Here is a 25,270-nt window from a genome sequence, read left to right on the forward strand (position 1 = left end):
AAAGTGGCATTCTGAAATAGCCAATTCATGGAAATTCGAACAGTCCAATTCGGAGGTGCGCGATGCTGGAGGAACTTCCGATCGTCCTCGACCGCGATGCCGACCAGCCATTATCGGTTCAGGTCGCGGAAGGACTGCGGGCCGCGGCGAGCAACGGACTCCTGCGCGCGGATGATCGACTGCCGTCGTCGCGAGAACTCGCCCGACGCCTCGGCGTGAGCCGCACGGTGGTCGCCGCGGCCTACGACCAACTGCACGCCGAGGGCTGGATCGCGGGCCGCCGCGGCTCGGGCACCTACCTGACGACCGCCCCGACCGAACCGACCGTCCACCCGAGTCACCACGGCACCGCCGAATATGAACCGGACCTGCTCGATCTGGGCCCCGGCGCACCGTGCGTCGAGGCGATCGACCAGGCGGCCTGGCGACGTGCCTGGCGCGCGGCCGCCGACGGCTCCCCCATCGTCCGCAAGGATCGCGGCGGCGAACCGGAATACCGGGCGGCGGTCGCCGAACACCTGCTGCGCCACCGCGGCCTCGGCGCGGGCAGTAAGACCGTGGTGCTGGCTACGGCCGGAACCAGTTCGGCCGTAGGCGAACTCGCGGCCGCCCTGCTGCGCCCCGGCGAAGCCATCGCCATGGAAGATCCGGGCTATCAGCGCGCCGCGGGCGCATTCGTCGCGGCCGGTATCCGGGTGCTACCGGTGCCGATCGACGGCGACGGCCTGCACGTCGACCGACTGCCCACCGGCATCAGGGCCGTGTATTGCACTCCGGCACACCAATTTCCACTCGGCACCCGCATGCAGGCGGCGCGGCGCGTACAACTCGTCGAATTCGCCAGGCGTGCGGGCCTGATCGTCATCGAGGACGACTACGACGGCGAATTGCGTTACGACACCGCGCCTTTGCCGCTGCTGGCCGCGATGGCCGCGGACGTGGTCGTGCATCTCGGCACCACGAGCAAGATCCTCTCGCCCACCCTGGGCATCGGCTGGCTGGTGGCCGCCCCGGATATCACCGAAGCCGTTATCGCGCACCGCGAACGGACCGGCACCAGCCCGAGTCCCGCGGGTCAGCGCGTACTCGCCGCATTCGCCCAGCACGGCGATCTCGCCCGACACCTGCGCCGACTGCGCCGCGCGGTGCCGCCGCGCCGCGCTCTGGTCGTGGACGAGCTACGCCGCCGCGGACTCGAAGTATTCGGTGACGATGCCGGTTCACATGTGGTGGTGCCACTGGATTCGGCCGAGGCCGAACGGCGTGCCGTAGCAGCTGGCCGGGCGCGCGGTGTGGCGCTCGACGGACTGTCCCGCCACCATCTCGCGGCACAACAACATCCACTGGCCACGGCAGCCGGTCCGCACACTTTCGGCATCGCACTCGGCTACACGGCACTGAGCTGGACCGAGCTGACCACCGCCGTTCCGATTGCCGCAGAATGCCTTACGGAGGCTGCGCTGCCGATTTCAGTCGAACAGCCGGGCCACGAAGGGCATGCTGTCCGGTAGCGAACCCGCGAGGGTCGCACTGTGATCCGAGCCGGGATAGATGTGGACCTCAGGCCGGACACCGTTGGCCTGCAAGTCGGCGACCAGCTTCGCGGTCAACGGCGCGGGCACATCGGTGTCATTGGTGCCCTGGCCGATGAAGAGCGGGCGGTCGTATCCGGTCATCGGCACATCCATGATCGGACGGGCGGTCGCGGCGAAGTCGCCTTCCGAAAGCGGCCGGGAGAACAGCTGATTCAGCGTGACGCCCTCGGCGCGCTGAGCCAAGGGTGTGAAGCACAGCGTCTGCGCCGCATCGACCAATTCCCTGCCGACCGGGGTGAGGTGGCTGTCCAGGTCGAAGTCGGGACGTGCCGCTTTCAACCCGTTCATCACATATGTCGCATAGGCGGTCAGGTGCGATGATGCGATCGCTGGCGTGGCGGGTCCGACCAGCATCGCCGCGTCGACGATATTCGAAGCGGGGCCGGTGGCGACCGCACCGCGGTAGTCGAGTTCGGAGCCATATGCCGTCGCCAGCGACGCGGTGAACACCGCCGCGCCGCCGCCCTGGGACTGGCCGACGGCCACCCATTTCGACGCGAGCGAATCGTCGACGGCACGGGCGGCGCGCACCATATCGATCGCGGCATGCGCCTCGGCCCGACCATCGAGATAGGTGTGCACACCGGGTGTGCCGAGGCCGATGTAATCGGTCGCCACGACGGCGTAGCCCTGCCGCAGCCAGGTCGCCAGATAGTTCATATCGCGCTCGGAGCGGCCCGCCGTCGACGGGGCGCAATCGTCGCCGACACCGACCGTCCCGTGCTCCCATGACACCACCGGCCAGCCGCCGGATGGGGGCGTACCCGCCGGGATGAAGATCGCACCGGTCGATTGGGCGGGGCGATTGTCGGCGTCACTGGTCCAGTAGGTGATTCGCCGCGCCGATCCGGTGCCAGCGAGCCACAGATTCGATGGCAAAACCTCGTCGCGCACCACCGTTCCCGGCGCCGGTCCGGTCGGATCCGCCTGCGCGGTCGCGGCCAAGGGTCCGGCCAGGACGGCCGCCGCGGCCAGGGTGATCAGTGTGCGACGCATCGACACTTTCCTCTCGTTGGGAGCTACTGTCTCATTGAGACACTTTAACCAGACTAAGCTGGAAAGTGTCACTTTGAGACAGATGTTTTCTGGAGGACGCATGGAGCAGAGCGGTCTGCGCGAGCAGGAAAAGGCCAGAGTGCGCCGCGAACTGATCGATACCGCGCTGCGCCTGTTCGAGCGGCAGGGTTTCGAGCAGACCACGGTGCAGCAGATCGCCGATGCCGTGCAGGTTTCGCGGCGCACCTTCCACCGCCACTTTCCATCGAAAATGGCCGTAGTGTTCGCGCACGAGGAAGATCTGATGGCGCAACTGCTTTCGGCACTGGAGCGCCGCCCGGCTACCGAATCCGCGCTCACCGCACTGCGGTCGGCGATCCAGGAGCAATTGCTCGACGAATCCGAGGGGGCGCTGCGTCGGCGCCAGGCCGATACCGCCCGCAGGGCCCGTCACGTGCTGGTCACCAATCCCGAACTGCGCCAGGAGAATTTCACCGGGGCGATGAGCCGCAAACATGCCCTCGCCCAGTTGCTCACCAAGCGTTCCGGCCTGCCCGAATCCGATCTGCGCCCGCAACTCGTCGCGGCGACCTGCTTCGCGGCCTTCGGGGTCGGGCTCGACCACTGGATGCTCGGCACCGACCATACGATCGCGGCACTGTACGAGATCCTGGACAACATTGTGGCCGCGCTGCAGCAAGGCATCGACGTGCCCCCGCCCGATGCCGGGTCGCACTGACCGTCGGATCGCAAGCGCGGTCGTAGCATGGTCCCCATGACCGAACAGGACATCCTGGCGCATATCAAGAACTTGGTCGATCGCGAGCATGATTTGCGGTCCAGGGCGACGGCCGGTGCGGTCGATCCGGTGACCGAGCGGCAGCAGCTCGCCGAACTCGAAGTGATGCTCGATCAGGCCTGGGATCTGCTTCGCCAGCGCCGCGCGCGCATCGATGCCGGTAATACGCCCGATGACGCGCAGGAGAACCCGGCCCGTCAGGTCGAGGGTTATCTGCAGTGACCACCGATTCCGCCGCCGAATACGACGTCATCGTGATCGGTGGTGGTCCGGCCGGTGAGAACGCCGCCGCCTACGCCATCGCGAACAGCGAGCGCACGGCGGTCATCGTGGAGCGGGAACTGGTCGGCGGTGAATGTTCGTACTGGGCGTGTATACCGAGCAAGGCGCTGCTGCGACCGGCCCACGTGCTGTCCGGCGCCGAGGCCATGGCCGGAATAACCGCGAGTGGGCTCGATATCGACGCGGTGTTGAAGCGGCGCGACGCCTTCACACATAAGCACGACGACAGCTCACAGGTCGATTGGGCCAACGACAATCGCATCGCGGTGATTCGCGGGACGGGGCGGCTCGCGGGCGAGCGACTCGTCGAGGTCGACGGCCGACAGCTGCGCGCCCGGCACGCGGTGGTACTGGCCACCGGCAGCAAGGCCGCGGTTCCGGATGTGCCCGGATTGCGCGATGCGCTGCCGTGGATTTCCCGGGATGTGACCAATCTGCACGAGGTTCCGCGCCGGGTGGTGATCATCGGCGGCGGCGTGGTGGCGTGTGAGGCGGCCACCTGGCTCGCCGCGCTGGGCGCGAGTGAGATCACCATGCTGATACGCGGCGAGGCATTGCTGGGCAATACCGAACCGTTCGCGGGGGAACGCGTGGCCACGGCACTGTCCGATGCCGGTGTTCGGATTCGATTCGGTACCCGACCCACTCGGGTGACGCGCGTCGATGCGAAGGACTCCGGCGAGGGCTGGATGCACGGTGGTCCGGTGACCGTCCAGACCGGCGAGAGCGAGATCGAGGCCGACGAGATCGTGGTCGCCGCCGGGCGCGGACCGGCGACGGCCGAGCTCGGGTTGGGCTCGGTCGGGCTCGCGGACGGCTATGTCGAGGTGGACGACCAGTTGACGGTACGCGGCATCGACGGCGACTGGCTGTATGCGGTCGGGGATGTGAATTATCGTGCCGCGCTGACACATATGGGGAAATACCAGGCCAGGGTGTGTGGTGACGTCATTGCCGCACGCGCCGAGGGACGCGCGCTCGCGGATGCGCGATATGCGGCGACGGCCGACAACGGGCAGGTGCCCCAGGTGATATTCACCGCACCGGAAGTCGCGTCCGTCGGGCGCACCGAGGCGGCGGCGCGTAAAGCGGGCTATGCGGTCGAAACCGTGGAACTCGATATCGCGGTCGCCGGATCGTCGCTGGCGCGCGACGATTACACGGGGCGGGCGAAGATCGTCATCGATACCGCGACCGATACGCTGCTCGGCGCCACCTTCGTCGGACCCGAGGTCGGCGAACTGATCCACGCGGCGACGATTGCCGTCGTCGGCAAGGTGCCGCTGACGACGCTGTGGCACGCAGTGCCAGCCTATCCGACAGTAAGCGAGCTCTGGTTGCGTCTGTTGGAGGCCCGCCGCTCGTAGTTACCATCGGAAAGATGTCCGATATAACGACCGCCGACGGAGTTGTCCGCGGTTACCGCGGCCGTCGCGTATTGCGCTGGCGCTCCCTGCCCTATGCCGCCCCACCGGTCGGCGACCTGCGATTTCGCGCGCCGGAACCGGTGACGCCATGGACCGGTGTGCGCGAGGCGACCGCATTCGGCTTCGCCGCGATGCAGCACCGCTCCGGTGCCAGGATCGGGCCGCGCCGGTACCAGCCGACCAGCGAAGACGCCCTGACACTCAATGTCGTCGCACCGATCGAACCATCATCGACACCCCGGCCGGTGCTGGTCTTCATACACGGCGGCGGGTACCTGATCGGCACCTCGGCGCTCGGTCTGTACTCCGGTGCGCGACTGGTGGTCGGCGGCGACGTGATCGTGGTGTCGTTGAACTACCGGCTCGGTGCGTTCGGCTATGTCGATTTCGGTGAATTCGGCACGCCCGAACGACCTTTCGACAGCAACCTCGGGCTGCGCGATCAGGTCGCGGCACTGGAGTGGGTCCAGCGCAATATCGCCGCATTCGGCGGCGATCCCGACAATGTCACCATTTTCGGCGAATCCGCGGGCGCGCATGCGGTGCTCGCATTACTGGCCACACCGGCCGCCGAGGGACTGTTCCATCGCGGCATCGCTCAGAGCCCGCCCGCCGATTGGGGTATGAGCGCCGATGATGGGCGCGCATTCGCCCGCCGATGCATAGAAGCGCTCGGCGCCACACCCGACACCGCGGCCAAAGCACTGATCACGGCCGGTGCCAATGACATTCGGCGCGCGGTCGACAAGACCAGCGACAAGGTGCTGCGGGAGCGCCCCGGCCTGTTCCCCATCGCGCCGGTCGTGGACGGCGAATATCTGCCGCAGTCCCCGATCGATGCGATCACCAGCGGTGCCGCACATCAGGTTCCGCTCATCATCGGCACCAATCGCGATGAGGGCACCTTGTTCGCGAAGTTCGCCGATGAACTGCCGACCACACCGGACCGCTTGCATGCCCTGCTCACCCGGGCCGGTGGCGCGGAACTCGAATCCGGAGTCGTGGCCGCCTATCCGGGCTATCCGGATGCGAAGGTCGCCGTTCGGGCCGGTGGTGATTACGTGTTCTGGCGGCCCTCGGTCACCGTCGCGGCCGGTCACAGTCGCTACGCCCCCACCTACGCCTACCGTTACGATTTCGCCCCGCGCGCACTGCGTCTCGCGGGGATCGGCGCGACCCATGCCACCGAGCTGATCCCGGTCTTCGGTGCGGCCGATTCGCCGATCGGCCGGGCCTTCACCGCGGTGGGCGGGCGGCGTGGACTGCTCTCGGTCACCCGGCAGTTCCAGGACAATTGGCTCGCATTCGCGCGGACCGGCCGACCGCTCCCCTCCTGGCCCGCCTATAACGAAGACCGGCGCACGACGCTGATCGTCGATGAGATCACCCGGTTGGAGAATGATCCGGACAAAGCCAAACGGATTGCCTGGCAGGGAATCCGGGTACCGACGTTGATCTGACCTACTTCAGTAGGCGCGACATCCGGCGATCGGCGAGTACCTTCCCGCCGGTCTGGCAGGTCGGGCAGTACTGGAACGAGCGCTCGGCGTAGGAGACCTCACGAACCGTGTCGCCGCACACCGGGCACGGCAGACCGGTGCGGGCGTGTACCCGCATGCCGGAACGCTTTTCGCCCTTCAGGCGGGCGGCATCCTGGCCGACGGAGCGCTGCACGGCGTCGGTGAGCACCGAGCGCATGGCCTCGTACAGCACCGAAACGTTTTCCGCCGACATGGTTTTGGTATTGGCGAAGGGCGAGATCTTGGCGGTGTGTAAGATCTCGTCGGAGTAGGCATTGCCGATTCCGGCGAGCAGAGACTGATCGACGATCGCGGTTTTGATGCGTTGCGATGCGCCGTGCAGGATCTCGCCGAATTGCTCCTCGGTCACCTCGAGTGCGTCGGGGCCGAGGCGCGCGATACCTGGCACGAGTTTCGGATCGTCGACGATATACACCGCGAGCCGCTTCTTCGTGCCCGCCTCGGTCAGGTCGAATGCGGGCGTCATACCTTCGGGGGTGAAGAAGTGCACCCGTAGGGCGAGCGGACTCTTACCCCCCGGTTTGGGTGGTGTCCGGCTCGGCTCATCGATCCACCGCAACCATCCGCCGCGCGACAGATGAGTGATCAACCAGAGTCCGTCGCACTCCATCCCGAGAAATTTCCCCCACCGGCCCGCTGAGGTCACATCGCGTCCGGACAGCGCCGTAACCGGCGGATCGAACGTCTTGACCGCACTCAAGGCGGCCACATCGACACGCCCCACCACGGCGCCGACCGCGTGCTCCCTCAGGAACTGCGCCAACGCCTCCACTTCCGGTAGCTCGGGCACGCCCTCACCCTACCGAGCCCCACCGACATCGGCGCAGTTCACGCCCGCGCGGGTGGCTCGAGATCAGGTGGAACTGGTGGCGGGGGCTGCTCGGGCCAATGCCGCCGTGGTTGCCACCTGATCTTGACAGCGGGCGCTCGAGCGGGATTGCGGGCAGGGGCCGACGGAGGCGTGCAGTCCAGGCGGCGCGGCGGGCACGGAGGGGCGAGAGACGCGAGTCTGTGCGGGCCAGCGCTATGCGGCGCGGGCGAAGTGAGCGCGGTGGTTTTCTGCCCAGACACGGAAGGGGCGGGGTAGGACGCCGGTGATGTGCTCGACGGTGGGGTGGACGACCGAGGTGAATGCCTCCAAGGCGGTGGCGCGCAGTGCCATAATCGCGTCGGCCATCTCGTCTTGGACGCCGTGGTCGATGAGCGACTGGCGGGCGGTGGCGGGTGCTACTTCGATGTAGCGCAGCGGGCGGCCCAGCACGTCGGCGAGAATTTCGGTCTGCTCGCCGGGTGACAGTGGCTGCGGGCCGCTCAGGGTGTAGATCTGGCCCTCGTGGCTTTCGGTGGTCAGCGCTGACGTGGCGACGGCGGCGATATCGTGCGGATCGACCACGGCGATACTGCCCTGTCCGAACGGCGCGTATACCGCGCCGTGATCGCGAATCGAACCGACCCAGTGCAGCGCATTGGCCATGAACCCCAAGGGGCGCACCATCGTCCACGGGACTCCGCTGTCGCGGACCGCCTGTTCTCCGGCGCGATGCCAGGTGGGTATCGGATCGGTCGCGGTGTCGTCCCCGGTGCGACCGGATGACAACTTGACGATGTGTTCGACGCCCGCACGAGCCGCGGCCTGCGCGAGATTCGCATCGTGAGTGGGGATTTCGGGGCCGCTGGACAGTAGGAACACCCGATCGACGCCGCGCATCGCGGCGGTGAGGCTGTCGGGGTCGCCCAGGTCCGCGCGCACCATTTCGATATCGTCGGGCAGTTCGGCGAGTTCGGGCCGCCGCGTCATGGCGCGCATCCGAACACCACGCGCGAGCAACTGGCCGACCAATTCGCGCCCCACGGTCCCGGTCGCTCCGGTCACCAGAATCATCAACTTCTCCTTCGTCGAGGGTTCGGGCCGTGCGGCCCGAGGCGAAGTCAACTTTCGGCAGCAGCCCAGAAATTCACCATCAGCCGGCGAAAATCAGCGGATACTTTCCATATCAGGCGGTGAAATGAAAGGTACTTCCATGCTCGACGACGTAGACCGCGGCCTGATCCACGCCCTGCACATCGACGGCCGCGCACCGTTCAGCAAGATCGCGACAGTCCTCGGCGTCTCGACCCAGACAATCACCCGCCGCTACCAACGCCTGCGCGCCACCGCCGGACTGTGCGTGGTCGGCCTCACCGATCCCGGCCACGCCGGACATACCCAGTGGCTCGTGCGCCTCACCACCACGACGGCCAGCGGACGGAACCTCGCGAATTCCCTGGCACGCCGACCCGACACGTCATGGGTAAAACTCACCTCCGGCGGCACGGAAATCCTTCTGGTAGTGAACATTCCACGCGCGTCCGCCGCCTCGCGCTCGCTGCTGCTGCGGGACCTCCCCCGAGCCGCGGGCATCACCGGAGTCTCCGCGCATTACGTTCTGCACACCTACCTCGGTGGACCGACCGCATGGCGCGGCCACATCACCGCTCTGCGGGAGCAGCAGCGAAAACAATTGGAGCCGAACCGATCCGGTCCCACACCTCGTCGCGGCCTCGCCGATAGCGATGCGGCGCTACTGAACGCTTTGCAGCAAGACGGGCGAGCGACCTCGGCCCAACTCGCCACGGCGACCGGCTGGTCCCAAGCCACGGTCAGCCGGCGACTCGCGGAACTGCGCGCGGCACAGGCGATCTTCTTCGATGTCGAACTCGATGACGCTCGCTTCGGCGCCACCACCCAGGCGCTGCTGTGGATGTCGGTGGCACCGTCACAGCTGGATCGGGTCGCGACCGCGCTGGCCGAGCACGAGGAACTGGCCTTCGTCGCCGCTACCACCGGCCCGACAAACCTTGTCGCCCAAGCCATGTGCACGGATCCCGAGGCACTGCACCACTACCTCACCCACCGCCTCGGCGCATTCGAGGACATCCGCACCTTGGAGACCGCGCCGGTCCTCGCCACCGTGAAGGCGGTCGCGCGTCAGGAGCCCGGACGCAGGAGGTAAACGTCGAAGATCCAACCCTTTTCGGCACGCAGCCTCGTGCGCCGCTCGACGATCTCCTGTTCGACCGCACGCAGCGGCCCCTCGATCAATGTCTCGTCCGGCATTCCCAGATACGCACCCCACCAGATGTGCACGTCGGCGTCGGGCACCTCGGTGAACGAACAGTCACCATCGAGCATCACCACGGTCGAGCCGCTGAGCCCGTCCGCACGCAGTCGACGGCCGGTGGTGATGTGCACCGGCTCCCCGATACGGTGCAGCACCGTCCGATGCCGAGCGGCCAAGGCCGCCACACTGGTGACACCCGGAATCACCTCGTACTCGAAGCTCTGCGCACCGCGATCGAGTACCCGCTCGACCATGCGCAGCGTGCTGTCGTAGAGCGACGGATCACCCCAGACGAGAATGCCGCCGACACCGTCGACCTGTGCGAACGCATCCGCCAACAGCGCCGAACGGCGATCGTGCCAATCCGCGACAACGCCCCGGTAATCGGCGGGATCCCGGTCGCGTGGCGGATCGGCGATCTCCACGATGCGGTACGGGTGCTCGAGGTGTTCGGTGAGGATCGACGTGCGCACGTCGACCAGCTCCTGTTTCTCGGCCCCCTTGCCGATCACAAAAAACACCTCGACCTGCCGCATTGCCTTGATCGCCTGCACCGTCACCTGGTCCGGATCCCCGGCACCGATGCCGATCACGTAGAGCTTGCGCATGGCCCGAGCTTGCCAGGGGAGGATATGGGTAAGCTCGCCAGGCGTGGCCGATAACGCTGACACCCAGTACGAGGACCTGCTGCGACTGGTCCTGGAGTCCGGTACCGCGAAGGCGGATCGCACCGGCACCGGCACCCGCAGTATCTTCGGCCATCAGCTGCGCTACGACCTCGCCGCGGGCTTTCCACTGATCACCACGAAAAAGGTGCATCTGAAGTCGATCGTCTACGAATTGCTGTGGTTCCTGCGCGGCGATTCCAATGTGGCTTGGCTGCACGAGCACGGCGTCACCATCTGGGACGAATGGGCCGATCGCCATGGTGAACTCGGCCCGGTCTACGGCGTGCAGTGGCGGTCCTGGCCGACACCGAACGGCACCCATATCGACCAGATCGCCGAAGTGCTGCACACCCTGCGCACCGACCCGGATTCCCGGCGCATCATCGTCTCGGCCTGGAATGTGGCCGAACTCGACAAGATGGCATTGGCACCGTGCCACGCGTTCTTCCAGTTCCATGTGGCCGACGGCAAGCTGTCCTGCCAGCTCTACCAGCGCAGCGCGGACCTGTTCCTCGGCGTGCCGTTCAATATCGCCAGCTATGCCCTGCTCACACACATGGTCGCCCAGCAGACCGAATTGGCACCCGGTGATTTCATCTGGACCGGCGGTGACTGCCATATCTACGACAACCATGTCGAGCAGGTCACCGAACAGCTGACCAGACAGCCCTACCCGTTCCCGACCCTGAATCTGCGGCCCGCGCCGACGCTGTTCGATTACACCTACGAAGATGTGGAAGTGATCGGCTACCAACACCATCCGGCGATCAAGGCGCCGGTTGCGGTATGAACGCAGCATCGCGCGGCGATTCGGTGCGCAGTGGTGGTCGGGCGACGGAAGGGCATGACCGCACCATCGGTCTGATCTGGGCGCAGACTCCGGACGGGGTGATCGGCTTCGAGAACACCATCCCCTGGCGCGTGCCCGAGGATATGGCGAATTTCAAGGCCGTCACGATGGGGCATCCGGTCATCATGGGCCGACGCACCTGGGACTCCCTACCGCCCAGATTCCGCCCGCTCGACGGCCGCCGCAATGTCGTGGTGACCCGCCAGCCCGACTGGTCGGGAGCCGGTGCCGAACGCGCCGCATCATTGACCGAAGCCATGGCCATGACCGCGCCGCAGGACGTCTGGATCATCGGCGGCGGCGAAATCTACCGAGCCGCCATGGATTTCGCGACAGAATTGCTGGTTACCGAGGTGGACACCGCCGTCGACGGTGACGCCTACGCACCCGCCATCGGCCCCGAATGGCACGCCGACGATACCGAGCCGTGGCACGAGTCGAAGTCCGGCCCCCGCTTCCGGATTCGTCACTACACCCGTGAGTAAGCCGACCATTCGGCAAACTCTGCGCAGCACGCATTCGGGATCGCACAACACACTTCGAACACCGACCTGCAACGAACACGCCGCGTACCGGCGCGGCGCCCAAACCGGACACACGTCACCCGCCATTCGGGCATACTCCTGGATATCAGCCCGTGTCACCAGCCCTGATCCGGCTGATTGCATCTGCGAAAGGCGGTCCATGGACAAGAAATCGCTGACTGCGGTCGCGCGCCAACAATTGAAGTTGGCCGCCACCGCCACGAGCGGGCGCAGTTCGCAAACCATCTATGGCGGTCATGCCAATGCGCTCCGGCAGACCGTGGTCGGTCTGTCGGCGGGCCAGAGCCTGGCCGAACACGATAATGCGGGCGAGGCCACCCTGCTGGTGCTCAGCGGCACACTGACCTTGCTCAGCGGCACCAACGAGTGGAAGGGTTCGGCCGGAGATCTGCTCGTCGTGCCCAAGGCACGGCACAGCGTCAAGGCCGTGGACGATGTCGCATTCCTGTTGACAGTCGCCAAGTAGTAGCCGACGGGCCGCACCGCGTGGCCGATTTGCGGCAGCCGCCCTCTAGGGTGGAGCGCATGGGTGAGCCGCAGCCGATCCTCGAACCGCTCACACCGGCCGCGATCTTCCTCGTCGCCACAATTGACGAGGACGGCGAGGCGGCGGTGCGCGACCTGCTCGCCGATCTCCCAGGATTACGTCGTTCGGTCGGCTTTCGGCTGCCCGGCGCCGGACTCACCTGCGTCGCATCGATCGGGTCGGCCGCATGGGATCGCCTCTTCGCGGGCCCGCGACCAGCCGAATTGCATGTGCTGCCGGAATTCGTCGGCAAGCACCACACCGCGCCGAGCACGCCGGGAGATCTGCTCTTCCACATCAAGTCCGAAAGCCAGGACGCCTGCTTCGAATTGGCGATGACGATCGCGGACCGGCTCGAAGGCGCGGTCACCATTGTCGATCAGACCGTCGGGTTCCGGTACTTCGAGCAGCGTGATCTGCTCGGCTTCGTGGACGGCACGGAGAATCCGGAGGGCGCCGGGGCCGTCGATGCGGCCGTTATCGGCGACGCGGATCCGGACTTCGCCGGCGGCAGTTACGTCATCGTGCAGAAGTATCTGCACACCATGGCGCAGTGGCGGGCACTGTCGGTCGAGGAGCAGGAGCGGGTGATCGGCCGCACCAAACTCGACGATTTCGAGCTGTCCGACACGGATAAACCCGCGAATTCACACGTCGCGGTGAATACCGTGACCGACGAGGACGGCACCGAGCGAAAGATCCTGCGCGCCAATATGCCCTTCGGCAGCGTCAAAGACGGGGAATTCGGCACGTATTACATCGCCTACGCGGCGACGCCGAGCATTACCGAAACGATGTTGTCCCGGATGTTCGCCGGGACGACGGAGGCGGCCTATGACCGGATCCTGGACTTCTCCATCGCGGTGACCGGCACGCTGTTCTTCGCGCCGCCCCTCGACTTCTTCGACGACCTCCCCGACGCACCCGAGGTCGCCGCGACAGCGCTCGCGGAATCCTTATCGCCGAATCGTGTTGGCAGTGACGGTTCTCTGGGTATCGGCACGTTGAAAAGGAGCATGCAGTAGTGAACAACCTCCATCGCGAACTCGCGCCGATCACCGCCGAGGCATGGACGGCCATCGAACAAGAGGCGACGCGCACCTTCAAGCGCCATATCGCCGGTCGCCGGGTGGTCGATCTGTCCGGACCGCACGGCACCGACTATTCGGCGGTCGGCCTCGGCCGAACCACCGTCATCACCGCACCGGACGAGGGGGTGCAGGCCCGCCAGCGCGTGGTGGCACCGCTGGTCGAGTTGCGGGTGCTGTTCACGTTGTCGCGCGAGGAACTCGACGATGTCGAGCGCGGCGCACAGGACACCGATCTGGATGCGGTCAAGGAAGCCGCGCGCAAGATCGCCTTCGCCGAGGACCGGGCCATTTTCGAGGGCTATCAGGCCGCGAATATCACCGGTATTCGGGCGAGTTCGTCCAATTCCCCGATCACGCTGCCCAGCGATCCGCGACTGGTCCCGGAGTCCGTCGCCCAGGCGCTGAGCGCGCTGCGGCTGGCGGGTGTCGACGGTCCGTATTCGGTGCTGTTGAGCGCGGACCTTTACACGGCGGTCAGTGAGACCTCCGATCACGGTCACCCGATCCGCACCCATATCGAACGCCTCATCCCGGAGGGCGAGATCATCTGGGCGCCGGCCATCGACGGTGCGTTCGTGCTGACCACGCGCGGCGGCGACTTCGATCTGCGGCTCGGCCAGGACCTCTCCATCGGCTACCTGACCCACGACGCGCAATCGGTACAGCTCTATTTCCAGCAGAGTCTGCAGTTCCTGGTCTACACCGGCGAGGCGGCGGTCGCTCTGGCGTCCTGATATCGGTGCACCCGCCCGCATCGGGAAGCCACCGGTCTACCGACCGGCTAGGTTGGGGTGCGGTATGCAGGAGGTCGAGATGACGATGGTGCGCGCGGGTGTGGTTCCGACCGGGCGGGCAATGCTGTACGGGACGCTCGGGATAGCGGTCACCGTGCTCGTTTGTGGTGCGATCGTGTCCGGATTCGGGGTCAACCGGATCTTCACCGGTCTGCTGGCCGGTGCGGTCGCGGGCATCGCGATGCTGGTCGCGCTGTTCGGGCGCGATGTCGTCGTGCTCACCGAGGGGGCGATCTACCAGCGCACCCCGTGGCGGGAAGCCAGTATCGACTGGGAGCGGGTGGTGGCCGGACGGTTCGCACTCGACGAGCGGGCCCGCTGGTCGCTGGCGCTGGATCTGATCGGCGGCGACGAGCGGCACGGCGAACTCGTACTGCTGTCCATCCCGCCGGTGCGGCGGCCGGTCGCGGGCGCGTACGACATGCGTAAACGTGAGCAGGTCAACGAGATCCGGGCAATGCTGCGGCGCAAGCGCGTGCCGGTCACGGTGCTGCCGGAGATCGCCGGTGCGCTGCAACAGCACTGGCAAATCGCGCCGCCCACCCACTGATGCCGGGGCGCGCGGTGACCGAGACAGGGCGCGCCCAGGTCGTATACCTTGGCAGATGTGTCGATGATGAAGGGCGCCAATGTCGCGGTGCCGATGTCTTCAGTCCGCGTCGAACTGGGGTGGCAGTCAGGTCCAGGGGTTCCGGATGCGGATGCCTCCGCGCTGTTGCTCGTCTCCGGAAAGGTGCGCTCGGATAACGATTTCGTCTTCTACAACCAGCCGAATCATCCGTCCGGCGCGGTGCGGCACGAAGGTAAGCGGCCGGGGCCGACGGTCATCGACACATTGTCGGTGAATCTGGCGCAGGTCGAATCGCAGATCGACAAGATTGTGATCGCGGCATCCGCCGATGGTGGCACGTTCGGGCAGTTCCACGGGCTTTATGTGCGGGTACTCGATGCGGTGAGCGGCGCGGAGGCGGCGCGGTTCGACAGCACGGGGGCGACTACCGAGACGGCGTTCGTGCTCGGAGAGTTGTATCGACGGCAAGGGGCGTGGAAGTTCCGGGCGGTCGGTCAGGGGTATGCGACCGGGTTGGCCGGGTTGGCTACCGATTTCGGGATTTCGGTCGACGATCCGGGGCCGGGGCAGACGCAACAGCAGCCCGCGGCGCAGCAACCGGGTTACCCGCCGCCGCAGTACACGCCGCCCGCACCCCAGCAGCAGTACACGCCACCGCCCACGCAGCAGCAGTTCGCGGCACCTCCGCAGTATCCCCCCGCGGCACCGCCCGGGTATCCGCCGAATCCGGGGCAGCCTTATCCGGCGAGCCCGACGGCGCAGCCATACGCGCAGAACCCGTACCCACCGAACCAAACTCCGCAGCCCTCCGCACCGCCGAACCAGACGCCGCAGCCGTATGCGCCGCCGAACCAACCAGCGCAGCCTTATGCACCGCCGATCGCGTCCGATCAATTCGCCGCACCTGCCGCAGCGCCCGGTGCGCCGGTCAACCTCGGCAAGGTTTCGCTGACGAAGGAAGCGCCGACGGTCTCGCTGACCAAACACGGTGCGACCTCGGGAACCATGCGGGTCAACCTGAATTGGGTTACCGCGCAGACCGGTGGCGGTGGTCTGTTCGGGCGCAAGCGCGCCAACGCCCTCGACCTCGATCTCTGCTGTTTCTTCGAATTGGCCGACGGCCGGATCGGCTCCGTTCGCGCACTGGACCGTTCGTTCGGCGCGTTGGATCGCCCGCCGTTCATCCGGCTCGACCAGGACGACCGGACCGGTAGCAGCACCACCGGCGAGAATCTCGATATCAATCTCGACTACACCGCGCAGTTCCGCCGGATTCTGGTCTTCGCCTCGATCTACGAGGGTGCGAACAACTTCCAGGGCGTGCAGTCCACCGCCACGCTGTATCCGCTGAACTCGCCGCCGATCGAAATGATCATCACCGGCTGTCAGGACAATTCGCGCGATGTGATCCTCGCCCATCTCGAGAATGTCAACGGCGAGTTGATCGTTCGTCGCGACGGCACATTTGTCCGACCACCCTCGGGGCATCCTGGCGGCGGTGTGCGCGAGATCGCGCGCATGTACAACTGGGGCTTCGAGTTCAAAGCCACCCGCGGGAAGGGCTAGTTCAGGAAGCCGAACGCCGCAGGAGTGCGGTCGCTTCGGCGCGGAGGCCGTCCAGATCACCGCGCCAGCCGAGCATGCGCATGATCGCGTCCGGAATGGCGCGTTCGGCATGGGCGGGAGCGCTGCCCGCATCCGAGCGGATGCCGATCACCGTCTCGACGAGCCGGAACGGCAGGCCCTCGGCCCCTGCCACACCCGCCTCGGCAGCGACCGCCGCGGCCAAGGTTTCGTAGTGCGCGCGTAATTCGTCGCGGCGCAACCGAAAGGCCGCGAAGCGTTCGGTGCGCACTTCCGGAAGTAGGTACAGCGCGCCGAGATTCCAGTGCGATGCGCACAGCTGACGTACATCGAACCAGGCCAGCGCATATAACCGGGTGTGCGACGGCGCTGGCACCTCGCGTAGGCGCTCGGCGAGATCCAAGGGGCCCGCGATGGTTTCGGCGAGGAGCGCGTCGAGGATGTCGTCCTTGGCGGCGAAGTGGTGATAGAGCGAGGCCTGCCGAATACCGACCGCATCCGCGACCGCCCGCGTCGAGGTATTGGCATAGCCATTGGTGGTGAACAGCTCTCCGGCGGCGTCGAGGATCTCGGCGCGCGGCGTCCGACCGCGCCGGGGCCGCTGGTCGAGACGGGGACGGCCGGGACCGAGATTTGCCACGACGCCATTCTGACACCGCCGCCGATATGCTCGACCGCCGCCATACCAATCAGACCGGTCTGATGTTTCCAACGCGATCGCCCAGGTGTGAGGTTTCTGTCATCCGACAGAAATCCAGGCAACGCAGAAGTTACCGGCGTTCCCGGAAGCGATACACGGGGGTCACCGAAAGCGCGATCGTGAACGCAAAACTGTCATTCGATAGGTATTGGCCGCTCGCGAAGGAACCCCCATGGCCACCAGAGTCGATTCCCCCGCCCCCGTCCTCCCACCGCCCGCCAACCAGGACAATGCCGACCTGGCCGGATTCGGCTATCAGCCGGTGCTACACCGCAAGCTGGGCCGCTACGCCTCATTCGCGGCCGGATTCTCTTTCGTCTCGATTCTCACCACGATCTTCCAGTTCTTCGGCTTCGGCTATTCGTTCGGTGGGGCCGCGTTCTTCTGGACCTGGCCCATTGTGTTCGTCGGGCAGTTCCTGGTCGCGCTGAACTTCGCCGAACTGGCCGCGCGCTATCCGATTTCGGGCTGCATCTACCAGTGGTCGCGTCGGCTCGGCGGCGAAGTCGTCGGCTGGTTCGCCGGGTGGATGATGGTCATCGCACAGATCGTCACGGCCGCCGCCGCGGCGATCGCGCTGCAGGTGGTACTGCCATCGATCTGGAGCGGATTCCAGATCGTCGGCGACGATACCGCGCTCACCTCGACCTCCGGCGCCACCAATGCAGTACTGCTCGGCAGCATCCTGCTGGTGCTCACCACGGTGATCAATGTGATCGGCATCGATCTGATGGCGCGGATCAATTCGATCGGTGTCACCGTGGAGATCGTCGGCGTGCTGGCCATCATCGCCCTGTTCTTCACCCATACCGAGCGCGGGCCGGGCGTGGTGCTGCAGACCGATCAGGCGGCAACCGGACCGTATTGGGCGGCGTTCCTCGTCTCCGGTCTCATGGCCGCCTATGTGATGGTCGGATTCGATTCCGCCGGAGAGCTTTCCGAGGAAACCAAGAATCCGCGCCGGGTCGCGCCGCGCACCATTCTGACCGCGCTCGCGGTCTCCGCACTCGGCGGTGGACTGCTGCTGCTCGGTGCGCTGATGGCGGCGCCGAGCCTGGATGACGGTTCGCTGGGCACCGAGGGCCTGGCCTACGTGCTCACCTCGAAGCTCGACAGCCCGGCGGGCAAGGTGCTGCTCGGCTGTGTCGCGGTGGCGATCACAGTGTGCACCTTGGCAATTCAGACCGCAGGCTCGCGACTGATGTTCTCGATGGCGCGGGACGGCAAGCTGCCCTTCGCCCGCCGCCTGGCCGTGGTGCATCCGCGCTTCGGCACCCCGGTGCTGCCCGCCGTAATCATCGGTGTGCTCGGTATCGGCCTGCTAGTGCTCAACCTCGGCAATGCGGCGATCTTCGCCACCCTGGCCAGCGTCTGCATCGTGACGCTCTATCTGGCGTATCTGCTGGTCACCGTGCCGCTGCTGGTGCGGCGAAGCCGGGGGTGGGACAGCGGTGCCGCCGGACTGTTCAGCCTGGGTCGCTTCGGAATCCCGATCAACGCGCTCGCTGTCGTCTGGGGCGTCGCGATGGCGGTGAACCTGGCCTGGCCGCGCGCCGAGGTCTACACGCCCAATGGTGGTAGCTGGTGGATGCTCTGGGCCGCACCGCTTTTCGTGGTGATCGTGGTTGCCGTCGGAGTTGTCGTGCATCGCATCGTCAATGCGAAGCCGAGCACTGAAAGCCTCGAACCCGCGATCCAACCGGCCTGATGAGGGGGGTGTGCGGTGGTGTTGCCGGCACCACCGCACACCGTCCAACCCAGTGGCGCGCCGGATGACTACGTACCGACCACGTCGCACCGGACAACACCCGCCGAGCACCACGCAACCGACACCGTAGTTCGAGCCCGTGGACAACCCCGCCGACAGATCCCTGAACAGCGACGACCCGCAACAAGCTCGCAATCAGCGAGCGGACCGGAATAACCATCGGCCAGCCGCCCTGGGCATCCGGGACGCCAACCCAAGACACCTACGACCTCAGGGAACTCATCGATGACCAGAACAGACTCCACCACCGGAGCGCGGGCGCACGCGAGGTCTCAAGCAGCCGCCGCGACCATCGCCGGACCGGAACTGCCGGATGACGTCGCGGCGGCGAAGATCACCTTCGCCCAACGCATTCCGGCCGGTGGATACGCGAATGTCGTGCTCGGTCGCGGGACCAGACTGCGCCTGCGCGATCCCGCCGGAGCAGCGTGCGCACACCTGTTGATGTTGCGGGCCGACGCGCCGTGGGAGCGGCTGAATGTGGCCGATACGGTGAAGGTGCCGTGGCAGGCCTATCTGGGGACCGGACATCCGTTGCTCTCGGATCAGGGCCGGGTGCTGGCCACCATTGTCGCCGACACCTCCGGCCGGCACGACACCCTGTGCGGCACGACGCCCGAAGGCCGTGCGCTGCTTCGGCTCGCGGGCGCCAAGCAGGGACTCACGCCGCGGGATATCGCGCCGACCGTGTCCTTCTTCCGCGGCGTCCGCGTCGGATCCGACGGCGCACTGTCCGCCACCGGGAGCGCGGGCGCCGGCGCCTCGGTCGACCTGCTCATCCATCTGCCGGTGGTGCTGCTCGTCGCCGACGCCACCCACCCGCTCGATGAGCGACCCGTAACAGATCTCGACATCATCGCTTGGTCTGCCGCGGAAGAGCTTGCCGTGCCGCATAATTCGGATCCGGAGTATGTGCGGGCGGTCGAGAACACCGAACAGGCCTGGACGGCCGCGACTCTGGAGGTAGGGGCATGATCTCGGCACCGACCCGCACCATCGTGCTCGACGAAACCGTGCCGGCCTGTGCGCCATGGTCGGCCGTGGTACGCGCGGGCGACCAACTCGAAATCATCGACCTGCACGGCAATCAGGCGGTGGATTGCCTGCTCTACTCGGCGGCCGATCACACCGACCGCTATAGCGCGCAGGCGACCGTTACCGCACAGCGCAATATCTTCCTCGGCACCGGCAGTGTGCTCCGCACCGACGCGGGCACCGCACTCATGACCGTGCTCGCCGACGAGGTCGGCAACCACGACACCATCGCGGGCGCCTGCTCCCAGGAGTCCAATACGTTGCGCTACGGCCATCACACCCGCCATCAGCACGCCTGTGTGGAGAACTTCCTCGCCGAGGCGCTGAAATGGGGCCTGGGCAAACGTGATCTGGTGTCGAATATCAACTGGTTCATGAATGTCCCGGTCGAGGCCGACGGCACCCTGGGCATCGTCGACGGATTGTCCGCTCCGGGAAAGAAAGTCACGCTGCGTGCCGACATCGACACGTTGGTCCTGGTGTCGAATTGCCCGCAGATCAACAACCCCTGCAACGGCTTCGATCCGACACCGGTGCGGATGGTGGTGAGCCGATGATTGTGACCGGTGCGCCGAGTCGGGTCGGATCGTCGGACCTGCCGACCGACAACCATTCGATCAGCCGGGACAACACCCGGGAAGAGCTCAGGGCAAATGTAGGCATCGAAGCCGCGGATACGTTCGAGATCACAACTGCCGCTGCGGGATCCGCCGAGAACGGCACGTGCCGTCGGCCGGACTCGGCCGGTTCGGTCGGCGGGAACTTCGGCGACGCCACCGCACGCATCGAGGTACTGCGGCCGGGCATGCTGACGACGGTGCAGGACTGGCCGGGGCGAGTCGGGTACTGGCACATCGGAGTTCCGCCATCGGGACCGATGGACGATCTGTCGTTCCGGCTGGGCAACCGCGTACTGGGCAATGCCGAGGGCGCCGCGGGCCTCGAGTGCACACTCGGCGGTCCCGCGCTGAGGTTTTCCGCGCCGACCTGGGTGTGCGTCACCGGTGCGCCGACCGATGTCACCATGAACGGGATCCGCGTCCAGCAGTGGCGAACGGTGCTGGTTCCGGCGGACGGCACGCTCGATATCGGTGCAGTGCACGGACCGGGCATGCGCTGCTATGTGCTGATCGCGGGCGGTATTCAGCTGCCCGAATATCTGGGCAGCGCGGCCACATTCACGCTCGGCAAGTTCGGTGGCAGCGCGGGTAGTGCATTGCGTGCCGGTGAAATGCTGCCGCTCGGTGCGCGCCGGGGTCGGGTGGCGGCCGCGGTGCCGATGGAGGAGCAGCCGGTTCTGACCCGGCGGTGGGAATTGGCTGTCACCGAAGGTCCGCACGGCGCACCGGAGTTCTTCACCCGACATGACTTCGACACGATTGTCGACACCGACTACCAGGTGCATTTCAATTCCGATCGCACCGGTGTCCGACTGATCGGCCCGAAACCCGAATGGGCCAGAACCGATGGCGGCGAAGCCGGACTGCACCCGTCCAATATCCACGACACCCCGTATTCGGTGGGGGCACTGGACTTCACCGGCGATACACCGATCCTGCTCGGCCCCGATGGACCCAGCCTCGGCGGCTTCGTCTGCCCGGTGACCGTGGTCGCCGCCGACCGCTGGAAACTCGGCCAGCTCGCCCCCGGCGACGCGGTGCGCTTCGTGCCGATCCGCAGCGATCGCGCCGCCTCGATCCGCGAACTCGGTCCCGCTCGACGCGCCGCCTGGCCCACCGTGCTCTCCCCCGGCGGCGACGGTGATGACGGTGTACTGCGCCGCACCGACGTCGACGACACGACCGGGGTGACCTACCGCCGTCAGGGCGATGACGGCGTGCTCGTCGAATACGGCACCATGACACTGGATCTCGGTCTACGCGCCCGCGTGCACGCGCTGCATCAGCATCTGCTCGCGGTCGGTGTGCGCGGTGTTACCGAGTTGACGCCGGGTGTCCGCTCACTGCAGATCCGGGTCGATCCCGGCGTCCTGCCCGTTGCCGCATTGCTCGATGTGCTGACCGAGGCCGAACGGCACATTCCCGCCTCGGATCAGCTCGTCGTGCCGAGCCGTACCGTACGGCTCCCGCTGTCCTGGGACGATCCGTCCACCAGGGAGGCGATCACCCGCTACATGCACGGCGTGCGAGCCGACGCGCCCTGGTGCCCGTGGAATATCGAATTCATCCGGCGCATGAACGGATTGGCTTCGGTACAGGACGTTTACGACACCGTCTTCGGGGCCGAGTACCTGGTGCTCGGTCTCGGCGATGTCTACCTCGGCGCGCCTGTTGCCACCCCGACCGATCCACGCCACCGGCTTGTCACCACGAAGTACAACCCGGCCCGCACCTGGACCCCCGAGAACGCCGTCGGCATCGGCGGCGCGTACCTGTGCATCTATGGGATGGAAGGTCCCGGCGGCTACCAATTCGTCGGCCGCACAACCCAAGTCTGGAACCATCGTCATTCGGGTACCGCGGGTGACGAATCCCCCTGGTTGCTGCGCTATTTCGACCGGATCCGCTGGTATCCGGTCGAAGCCGATGAACTCCTCGACCTGCGTGCCGATTTCGCGGCGGGCAAGGTCCAGGTGCAGGCCGAGGACGGTGCGTTCGCGCTCGCCGACTATCGGAGGTTTCTGTCCGACAATGCCGAATCCATCGATGAATTCCGCGCGGTACAGGCCGAAGCCTTTGCCGCCGAACGCGACTCCTGGCGCCAGGCTGGTGAACTCACCGCTTGATCACTACCAGCCGAACAGCTCCGCGGTATCGATGGACTCGTCATCCCAGAGTTCCTCGATATGGCGGCGTTCCGCCATCGGCAGCTCCGGTGCCCAGCCGCAGCGCCGCCAGAACTCTTCCCGATGTTCCTGAGTAATCCTTCTCGGCTCACTCATGGCGCCCACCTCTGCATTGCCACCGTCGTGCTGCCATCCATTGTGGGCCTGCTCCGGCCTCGACATGCCGGAACAGGCCCGCGTTCTCAGCGCAGGTCGCGGAAGAACTCGCGGATATCGTCGGTCAGGAGTACCGGTTCCTCCAGGGCCGCGAAATGTCCGCCGCGATCCACATCGGTCCAGCGGGTGATGGTGTTCTGGGTCTCGCAGTAACGGCGAATAACGACGTCGTGGGCGAAGACCAGGGATGCGGTCGGCACACCGGAATTCGACTTGGTTACGCCCCAGCTGGCGCGCTGTGCGTAACCGACGTAGGCGGCCGAGCCCGCAGTGCCGTTGAGCCAGTACAGCATCACATTCGTCAGCAGCCGGTCCCGGTCGATAATCTTGTCCGGGTCCACATTTCGCGGATAGGTCCACTCGCGGAACTTGTCCATGATCCAGGCGAGCTGGCCGACCGGCGAATCCACCAATCCGTACGCCAAGGTCTGCGGACGGGTGGACTGAATGGCGATATAGCCGAACTCCTCCCGCATGAACGCCTCGATGCGCCGGATCCGGTCCCGTTCCAGCTCCGTCAGGCTCGCCAGCTCGTCCTCGGAAAGTTGTTGTGTGGGGAGCGGATCGGGACCGCCGTTGGCGTGTATGCCGACAACATGCTCCGGCGCGGCGCGGCCCACCTCCGGACTGACCGCCGCGCCGATATCGCCTCCCTGGGTGCCATAGCGTTCGTAGCCGAGCCGGTGCATGAGTTCCGCCCATGCCGCGCCGATCTTCGCTGTGGTCCAGCCCACCTCGGTGACCGGTCCGGAGAAGCCGAAGCCCGGCAGCGACGGAATGACCAGATGGAAGGCGTCGGCGGGATCGCCGCCGTGTGCGCGCGGGTCGGTGAGCGGTCCGATCACGTCGAGGAATTCGACGACCGAACCGGGCCAGCCGTGCGTCATCAGCAGCGGCAGGGCATCGGGCTCGGGCGAGCGGACGTGCAGGAAGTGGATGCGCTGTCCGTCGATCTCGGTGGTGAATTGCGGATAGGTGTTGAGCTGGGCCTCGGCGGCGCGCCAGTCGTAGCCGGTGCGCCAGTAGTCGACCAGTTCGCGCAGCCAGGTGGTCGGCACACCGATATCCCAGCCGTCGCCGGGCAGCGGTGCGGGCCAGCGCGCGTTGTCGAGACGATTGCGCAGGTCATCGAGCTGTTGCTGGGGGATTTCGATACGGAACGGGATGATCTCTGTGCTCATGAGAACCACGTTATGCGGCACCTAGGACAGCTTCGGCCCTAGGTGTGCGGCAGACTTTCGGACATGTTGGAAACCTCCGCGCGCCTGCTGCGACTGCTGTCGCTGTTGCAGACGCCTCGCGACTGGACCGGCACCGAACTCGCCGAACGCCTCGAGGTCGATGTGCGCACGGTGCGCCGCGATATCGATAAGCTGCGCAATCTCGGTTATCCGGTGGACGCGACCGCCGGTGTCGCGGGATACCGCCTCGGCGCGGGTGCGAAACTGCCGCCACTGCTGCTGGACGACGATGAGGCAGTGGCCGTGGCCGTCGGACTGCGCACCGCGGCGGGCGGCACCATCGCGGGCATCGAGGACAGCTCGCTGCGCGCACTCACCAAACTGGAGCAGGTGCTGCCGTCACGGCTGCGGCACCGGGTCAGTCTGCTGCAATCGGTCACCGTCACAGTGCCTTCCGCCGGATCCACCGTCGATCCCGAGGTGCTGACCGCCGTCGCGGGCGCCATCCGCGACAATCACCGCCTGCGCTTCGACTACCGAACCCACAGCGGCACAACCGCATTGCGCAGCACCGAACCGCACCGCCTGGTGCACACCGGTCGGCACTGGTACCTCATCGGCTGGGATAACGACCGCGCGGACTGGCGCACCTACCGCGTCGACCGGCTGCAGCCCCGCATTCCCACCGGCCCTCGCTTCACCCCGCGCGAACCACCCGAGACCGACCTGGCGCACTACATCACCAGCGGCACCACAACTTCGCCCTACCGCTACGCCGCCCGCGTCACCCTGTACGTGCCCGCCCAGGTCGCCGCCGAACGCATTGCGCCGACCGTCGGCGTCATCGAGGCCCTCGACGACCGAACCTGCGTACTCCGAACGGGGGCGAACTCCCTGGACGAGCTCGCCGTCTACATAGCGATTTTCGGCTTCGCCTGCCGGATCCACGAACCTCCCGAACTGATCGCCCATATCCGTGAACTCACCGATCGCCTCACCGCGGCGATCGACTAGCGGTCACCCCGGAACGGCGGCGACCGCCTCGATCTCGACCACCGCGCCTGGCACGACGAGTCCGGCCACCTTTGCGACGGTGCTGGCGGGCGGATTCGGCCGTCGCCCCCACACGTCGCCGAATGCCGCGAATCCGTCCTGCAACGGGTGGCCGTCGACGATCAGAATCGTCCACTTCACGACGTGCTCGATGGCCGCGCCCGCTGCCTCGCCGAAACCCGTACCACCTGGGTGAAAGCC

Annotated in this window: 26 protein-coding genes; 18 read left to right on the top strand and 8 right to left on the bottom strand. The window is 66.4% G+C overall.

Annotated elements, in window-relative coordinates; all coding sequences use genetic code 11:
* Positions 1-62: 62 nt before the first annotated feature.
* Positions 63-1,511, top strand: coding sequence for a PLP-dependent aminotransferase family protein (locus tag AB0L58_RS33170; RefSeq protein ID WP_364393099.1), 1,449 nt, complete (start codon positions 63-65; stop codon positions 1,509-1,511).
* On the opposite strand, the gene AB0L58_RS33175 is transcribed toward AB0L58_RS33170, so the two are convergent.
* On the bottom strand, positions 1,470-2,591 hold the full coding sequence (locus AB0L58_RS33175) for a lipase family protein (RefSeq protein ID WP_364393101.1): 1,122 nt from the start codon (positions 2,589-2,591) through the stop codon (positions 1,470-1,472). The two genes, AB0L58_RS33170 and AB0L58_RS33175, sit on opposite strands and share 42 nt — an antisense overlap.
* A 100-nt stretch (positions 2,592-2,691) precedes the next feature.
* On the opposite strand from AB0L58_RS33175, the gene AB0L58_RS33180 reads away from it, so the two are divergent.
* The 4 genes from AB0L58_RS33180 to AB0L58_RS33195 are packed head-to-tail and all read left to right on the top strand — an operon-like array spanning position 2,692 to position 6,559.
* Positions 2,692-3,330: a TetR family transcriptional regulator gene (locus AB0L58_RS33180; RefSeq protein WP_364393104.1), complete on the top strand. Its 639-nt coding sequence runs from the start codon at positions 2,692-2,694 to the stop codon at positions 3,328-3,330.
* Positions 3,331-3,366: 36 nt separating this feature from the next.
* A complete protein-coding gene (locus AB0L58_RS33185; protein ID WP_364393106.1) occupies positions 3,367-3,612 on the top strand; it encodes a DUF2630 family protein in 246 nt (81 codons plus the stop codon).
* Complete coding sequence (locus AB0L58_RS33190; RefSeq protein ID WP_364393108.1) at positions 3,609-5,039, top strand: NAD(P)/FAD-dependent oxidoreductase; 1,431 nt, start codon at positions 3,609-3,611, stop codon at positions 5,037-5,039. The genes AB0L58_RS33185 and AB0L58_RS33190 overlap by 4 nt, the downstream gene beginning before the upstream one ends.
* A gap of 14 nt (positions 5,040-5,053) precedes the next feature.
* Entirely contained in the window at positions 5,054-6,559 is a 1,506-nt protein-coding gene (locus AB0L58_RS33195; RefSeq protein ID WP_364393111.1) for a carboxylesterase/lipase family protein, read from the top strand.
* 1 nt (position 6,560) lies between these two features.
* Here AB0L58_RS33195 and AB0L58_RS33200 read toward each other — a convergent pair whose 3' ends face one another.
* A complete protein-coding gene (locus AB0L58_RS33200; RefSeq protein WP_364393113.1) occupies positions 6,561-7,430 on the bottom strand; it encodes a DNA-formamidopyrimidine glycosylase family protein in 870 nt (289 codons plus the stop codon).
* Between the two features lie 234 nt (positions 7,431-7,664).
* A complete protein-coding gene (locus tag AB0L58_RS33205) occupies positions 7,665-8,522 on the bottom strand; it encodes an SDR family oxidoreductase (RefSeq protein ID WP_364393115.1) in 858 nt (285 codons plus the stop codon).
* A 139-nt stretch (positions 8,523-8,661) separates the two neighbouring features.
* Here AB0L58_RS33205 and AB0L58_RS33210 point away from each other — a divergent pair, with 139 nt between their 5' ends.
* Entirely contained in the window at positions 8,662-9,633 is a 972-nt protein-coding gene (locus AB0L58_RS33210; protein ID WP_364393118.1) for an AsnC family transcriptional regulator, read from the top strand.
* Here AB0L58_RS33210 and cobF read toward each other — a convergent pair.
* On the bottom strand, positions 9,609-10,349 hold the full coding sequence (gene cobF, locus AB0L58_RS33215) for a precorrin-6A synthase (deacetylating) (RefSeq protein WP_364393120.1): 741 nt from the start codon (positions 10,347-10,349) through the stop codon (positions 9,609-9,611). The two genes, AB0L58_RS33210 and cobF, sit on opposite strands and share 25 nt — an antisense overlap.
* A gap of 43 nt (positions 10,350-10,392) precedes the next feature.
* Here cobF and AB0L58_RS33220 point away from each other — a divergent pair, with 43 nt between their 5' ends.
* The 7 genes from AB0L58_RS33220 (at position 10,393) to AB0L58_RS33250 (ending at position 16,352) form a co-directional block, all read left to right on the top strand.
* Entirely contained in the window at positions 10,393-11,199 is an 807-nt protein-coding gene (locus tag AB0L58_RS33220; RefSeq protein WP_364393123.1) for a thymidylate synthase, read from the top strand.
* Positions 11,196-11,744 carry a dihydrofolate reductase gene (locus tag AB0L58_RS33225; RefSeq protein WP_364393125.1) on the top strand — a complete coding sequence of 183 codons (549 nt, stop codon included), beginning with the start codon at positions 11,196-11,198 and terminating at the stop codon, positions 11,742-11,744. The genes AB0L58_RS33220 and AB0L58_RS33225 overlap by 4 nt, the downstream gene beginning before the upstream one ends.
* 199 nt (positions 11,745-11,943) lie before the next feature.
* The gene (locus AB0L58_RS33230; protein ID WP_364393128.1) at positions 11,944-12,270 is read left to right on the top strand and encodes a cupin domain-containing protein; all 327 of its coding nucleotides are present in this window, start codon (positions 11,944-11,946) and stop codon (positions 12,268-12,270) included.
* Between the two features lie 59 nt (positions 12,271-12,329).
* A complete protein-coding gene (locus AB0L58_RS33235; RefSeq protein ID WP_364393131.1) occupies positions 12,330-13,355 on the top strand; it encodes a Dyp-type peroxidase in 1,026 nt (341 codons plus the stop codon).
* Positions 13,355-14,155 carry a family 1 encapsulin nanocompartment shell protein gene (locus AB0L58_RS33240; RefSeq protein WP_364393134.1) on the top strand — a complete coding sequence of 267 codons (801 nt, stop codon included), beginning with the start codon at positions 13,355-13,357 and terminating at the stop codon, positions 14,153-14,155. Before AB0L58_RS33235 ends, AB0L58_RS33240 begins: the two co-directional genes overlap by 1 nt.
* 79 nt (positions 14,156-14,234) lie before the next feature.
* Complete coding sequence (locus AB0L58_RS33245; protein WP_364393137.1) at positions 14,235-14,765, top strand: hypothetical protein; 531 nt, start codon at positions 14,235-14,237, stop codon at positions 14,763-14,765.
* 63 nt (positions 14,766-14,828) lie between these two features.
* Positions 14,829-16,352 (top strand): TerD family protein, encoded by a 1,524-nt coding sequence (locus tag AB0L58_RS33250; RefSeq protein ID WP_364393208.1) that lies wholly within the window; start codon positions 14,829-14,831, stop codon positions 16,350-16,352.
* Position 16,353: 1 nt separating this feature from the next.
* Here AB0L58_RS33250 and AB0L58_RS33255 read toward each other — a convergent pair whose 3' ends face one another.
* Positions 16,354-17,010 carry a helix-turn-helix domain-containing protein gene (locus tag AB0L58_RS33255; protein ID WP_364393139.1) on the bottom strand — a complete coding sequence of 219 codons (657 nt, stop codon included), beginning with the start codon at positions 17,008-17,010 and terminating at the stop codon, positions 16,354-16,356.
* 232 nt (positions 17,011-17,242) lie between these two features.
* On the opposite strand from AB0L58_RS33255, the gene AB0L58_RS33260 reads away from it, so the two are divergent.
* From AB0L58_RS33260 to AB0L58_RS33275, 4 genes are all read left to right on the top strand, one after another.
* Positions 17,243-18,778: an amino acid permease gene (locus tag AB0L58_RS33260; RefSeq protein WP_364393141.1), complete on the top strand. Its 1,536-nt coding sequence runs from the start codon at positions 17,243-17,245 to the stop codon at positions 18,776-18,778.
* A gap of 285 nt (positions 18,779-19,063) precedes the next feature.
* On the top strand, positions 19,064-19,813 hold the full coding sequence (locus AB0L58_RS33265) for an urea amidolyase associated protein UAAP1 (RefSeq protein WP_364393143.1): 750 nt from the start codon (positions 19,064-19,066) through the stop codon (positions 19,811-19,813).
* Positions 19,810-20,430 (top strand): urea amidolyase associated protein UAAP2, encoded by a 621-nt coding sequence (locus AB0L58_RS33270; protein WP_364393146.1) that lies wholly within the window; start codon positions 19,810-19,812, stop codon positions 20,428-20,430. The genes AB0L58_RS33265 and AB0L58_RS33270 overlap by 4 nt, the downstream gene beginning before the upstream one ends.
* A 248-nt stretch (positions 20,431-20,678) precedes the next feature.
* Positions 20,679-22,619, top strand: coding sequence for a 5-oxoprolinase/urea amidolyase family protein (locus AB0L58_RS33275; protein ID WP_364393210.1), 1,941 nt, complete (start codon positions 20,679-20,681; stop codon positions 22,617-22,619).
* Positions 22,620-22,622: 3 nt separating this feature from the next.
* Here AB0L58_RS33275 and AB0L58_RS33280 read toward each other — a convergent pair whose 3' ends face one another.
* On the bottom strand, positions 22,623-22,775 hold the full coding sequence (locus AB0L58_RS33280) for a hypothetical protein (protein WP_364393148.1): 153 nt from the start codon (positions 22,773-22,775) through the stop codon (positions 22,623-22,625).
* A gap of 86 nt (positions 22,776-22,861) precedes the next feature.
* Positions 22,862-24,016: an epoxide hydrolase family protein gene (locus tag AB0L58_RS33285; protein WP_364393151.1), complete on the bottom strand. Its 1,155-nt coding sequence runs from the start codon at positions 24,014-24,016 to the stop codon at positions 22,862-22,864.
* Positions 24,017-24,079: 63 nt separating this feature from the next.
* Between AB0L58_RS33285 and AB0L58_RS33290 the strand changes: the two genes are divergently transcribed.
* The gene (locus AB0L58_RS33290) at positions 24,080-25,030 is read left to right on the top strand and encodes a YafY family protein (protein ID WP_364393153.1); all 951 of its coding nucleotides are present in this window, start codon (positions 24,080-24,082) and stop codon (positions 25,028-25,030) included.
* A gap of 3 nt (positions 25,031-25,033) precedes the next feature.
* Here AB0L58_RS33290 and AB0L58_RS33295 read toward each other — a convergent pair whose 3' ends face one another.
* Entirely contained in the window at positions 25,034-25,210 is a 177-nt protein-coding gene (locus AB0L58_RS33295) for a hypothetical protein (RefSeq protein WP_364393156.1), read from the bottom strand.
* Positions 25,211-25,270: the final 60 nt, after the last annotated feature.

The sequence above is a fragment of the Nocardia sp. NPDC052112 genome (assembly GCF_040680135.1).
Classification (GTDB): domain Bacteria; phylum Actinomycetota; class Actinomycetes; order Mycobacteriales; family Mycobacteriaceae; genus Nocardia.

Bases quoted from the DNA above. Each gene is read 5' to 3' on its own strand.
- AB0L58_RS33170 (WP_364393099.1), top strand. From the start codon at position 63: ATGCTGGAGGAACTTCCGATCGTCCTCGACCGCGATGCCGACCAGCCA.
- AB0L58_RS33175 (WP_364393101.1), bottom strand. From the start codon at position 2,591: ATGCGTCGCACACTGATCACCCTGGCCGCGGCGGCCGTCCTGGCCGGA.
- AB0L58_RS33180 (WP_364393104.1), top strand. From the start codon at position 2,692: ATGGAGCAGAGCGGTCTGCGCGAGCAGGAAAAGGCCAGAGTGCGCCGC.
- AB0L58_RS33185 (WP_364393106.1), top strand. From the start codon at position 3,367: ATGACCGAACAGGACATCCTGGCGCATATCAAGAACTTGGTCGATCGC.
- AB0L58_RS33195 (WP_364393111.1), top strand. From the start codon at position 5,054: ATGTCCGATATAACGACCGCCGACGGAGTTGTCCGCGGTTACCGCGGC.
- AB0L58_RS33205 (WP_364393115.1), bottom strand. From the start codon at position 8,522: ATGATTCTGGTGACCGGAGCGACCGGGACCGTGGGGCGCGAATTGGTC.
- AB0L58_RS33210 (WP_364393118.1), top strand. From the start codon at position 8,662: ATGCTCGACGACGTAGACCGCGGCCTGATCCACGCCCTGCACATCGAC.
- cobF (WP_364393120.1), bottom strand. From the start codon at position 10,349: ATGCGCAAGCTCTACGTGATCGGCATCGGTGCCGGGGATCCGGACCAG.
- AB0L58_RS33225 (WP_364393125.1), top strand. From the start codon at position 11,196: ATGAACGCAGCATCGCGCGGCGATTCGGTGCGCAGTGGTGGTCGGGCG.
- AB0L58_RS33230 (WP_364393128.1), top strand. From the start codon at position 11,944: ATGGACAAGAAATCGCTGACTGCGGTCGCGCGCCAACAATTGAAGTTG.
- AB0L58_RS33235 (WP_364393131.1), top strand. From the start codon at position 12,330: ATGGGTGAGCCGCAGCCGATCCTCGAACCGCTCACACCGGCCGCGATC.
- AB0L58_RS33245 (WP_364393137.1), top strand. From the start codon at position 14,235: ATGACGATGGTGCGCGCGGGTGTGGTTCCGACCGGGCGGGCAATGCTG.
- AB0L58_RS33250 (WP_364393208.1), top strand. From the start codon at position 14,829: ATGATGAAGGGCGCCAATGTCGCGGTGCCGATGTCTTCAGTCCGCGTC.
- AB0L58_RS33260 (WP_364393141.1), top strand. From the start codon at position 17,243: ATGGCCACCAGAGTCGATTCCCCCGCCCCCGTCCTCCCACCGCCCGCC.
- AB0L58_RS33265 (WP_364393143.1), top strand. From the start codon at position 19,064: ATGACCAGAACAGACTCCACCACCGGAGCGCGGGCGCACGCGAGGTCT.
- AB0L58_RS33270 (WP_364393146.1), top strand. From the start codon at position 19,810: ATGATCTCGGCACCGACCCGCACCATCGTGCTCGACGAAACCGTGCCG.
- AB0L58_RS33275 (WP_364393210.1), top strand. From the start codon at position 20,679: ATGCTGACGACGGTGCAGGACTGGCCGGGGCGAGTCGGGTACTGGCAC.
- AB0L58_RS33280 (WP_364393148.1), bottom strand. From the start codon at position 22,775: ATGAGTGAGCCGAGAAGGATTACTCAGGAACATCGGGAAGAGTTCTGG.
- AB0L58_RS33285 (WP_364393151.1), bottom strand. From the start codon at position 24,016: ATGAGCACAGAGATCATCCCGTTCCGTATCGAAATCCCCCAGCAACAG.
- AB0L58_RS33290 (WP_364393153.1), top strand. From the start codon at position 24,080: ATGTTGGAAACCTCCGCGCGCCTGCTGCGACTGCTGTCGCTGTTGCAG.